Raw genomic sequence first — 1,905 nt, 5'->3', positions numbered from 1 at the left:
GGACGGGGCGCTACGGCCAGACGGGGGCGGGGCCGCCGATGCCCGGCGGCAGGTAGACGAGGAGGCGGTGGCTGGCCGCGTCGTCCAGGTCCATGGTGAACAGCACGAAGGAGAGGTGCCCGGCCTGCGGGTCGTCGAGTTCGGCGGAGGCCGGCCCGAACGCCTCGACCTCGTGGCGGTCCCACAGCTCGGCGAAGAAGGGGTCGGCGGCGGCCAGTCCGTCGGCGATCTGCTCGTAGCGCGGGTCGTCGGGCCCGTACGAGGCCTGGAGGCGGAACCTGGCGGCCATCCGCCGGGCCAGTTCCGGCCGGTTCAGGTAGCGGGCGCCGTGGGTGCCGGTGAACAGGCTGGTGAGGAAGTTGCCGTTGCCGTCGCGGGTCAGGCGCAGCAGGTCGGCGGCCTGGCGGTTGGCGGCGACGACGTCCCAGTAGCGGTCGATGACGCAGGAGGGCCCCGACAGCTGGGTGTCGACCATCCGCCGGAAGACCTCCGGGTCGGCGGTGCCGGCGGGTCCCAGGGGGACCGGCGGGTTGGCGTCCGCGAGGCGGTACAGGTGGACCCGTTCGAGCTCGTCGAGCCGCAGGGCGGAGCTGATCGCGTCCAGGATGCCGTCGGACACCTTGATGGGGCGGCCCTGCTCCAGCCAGGCGTACCAGGACGCGCTGACTCCGGCCAGGACCGCGACCTCCTCGCGGCGCAGGCCGACCCTGGCGCGCCTGCCGGCGGTCGCCAGGCCCACGTCCTCGGGGGAGAGTGCGGCTCGGCGGGTGCGCAGGAAGTGCGCCAGCTGGGTGCGCCGCTTCTTCTTCGTCTCGGTCCCGGGGGGCGTGGCGTCCATACCGACCGAAGGTAGGTCACACCGACACGCACTGTCAGCGGCGAGAATCACACTGCGCACGGTTCGGGCCACGCAGGCGCATACACCGCCGGGTCCACCGGGCACCGCCAACTCAGCGGTGTCATCCGCTCCGTGAATGAGCGTCAGCGTACGCCGTCCCACAGGACGTCCTCCAACTCGGCGAAGAAGCGGTCCTTGTCCTCGCGGTGGAAGAAGTGCCCGCCGGGCAGCAAGCGGAACGAGAACGGCCCGCTCGTGTGAAGTCGCCATGCCTCGGCGTCCGCGGTCGGGACCAGCGGGTCCCGGTCGCCGAGCATGGCGTGGACCGGGCAGGGCAGCGGCCGGTGGCCGGCAACCGGATGCCGGTGGGTGGCCGCGACGCGGAGGTCCTCGCGCAACCGGTGCACCACGGATCGCATGCGCGCGGGGCTCTCGCGGAGCAGCCGACCGGCTCCACCGAGACCCAACAACAGCTCGAGGGACGCACTATCGGACAGTCCTACGGTTGGGCCGGGCGCAGCCTGAAGGTGCGGCGCGCGGTGGGCACCGGCCACGAAAGACGCAGGTGGGCGCCGCCCCGCGGCGACGATCCGCTGTGCCGCGCCGTGGGCGACCAGCGATCCCATGCTGTGCCCGTAGAAGGCGTAGGGCCCGTCGAGGAAGGGAGTCAGCTGACGTGTCACCTCGCGTACGAGGGCGTCCATCGTGCTGACGGCGCCGGGGACGCCCCCCGGGGACGACGACCTCGGGGGCATGGACACCGGAACCACCTCGACGCCGCGGCCGAGGTGCTGCCCCCAGCCTGCGAACGACCAGGGGCTGCCGCCCGCGTGGTGGAAGCAGAACAGGCGGAGCCGAGCGGTCCTGTTCCTCCTCGGGACGCGCTCCGCCGCACCCGCCGCCGTGGCTGCCGGGATGTTCTCCGCTGTGTGGAACATGCCGCCAGTGTGCTGCCGGGTACCGACGGGAGGGAGTGTCTGTCGAACCGGTTGGTGCCACCACCAGCGGTGGGACCGACAGCCGGGGCCGCACGCCCCGCATCCCCCGCTCCCTCCCCCCGGCACCCG

The 1,905-nt window shown here is 73.0% G+C and carries 2 protein-coding genes; both read right to left on the bottom strand.

What is annotated here, in order from left to right; genetic code table 11:
- Window positions 1-10: 10 nt before the first annotated feature.
- Entirely contained in the window at window positions 11-838 is an 828-nt protein-coding gene (locus EF903_RS32155) for a helix-turn-helix transcriptional regulator (RefSeq protein WP_125548479.1), read from the bottom strand.
- A 143-nt stretch (window positions 839-981) separates the two neighbouring features.
- Window positions 982-1,776: a thioesterase II family protein gene (locus tag EF903_RS32150; protein ID WP_125548478.1), complete on the bottom strand. Its 795-nt coding sequence runs from the start codon at window positions 1,774-1,776 to the stop codon at window positions 982-984.
- Window positions 1,777-1,905 lie beyond the last annotated feature (129 nt).

It is taken from the genome of Streptomyces sp. WAC05292, assembly GCF_003949955.1.
Lineage (GTDB): Bacteria > Actinomycetota > Actinomycetes > Streptomycetales > Streptomycetaceae > Streptomyces > Streptomyces globosus.
Note: the sequence above shows the minus strand (reverse complement) of the source record. Positions and strands in the feature narration are given on the sequence as shown.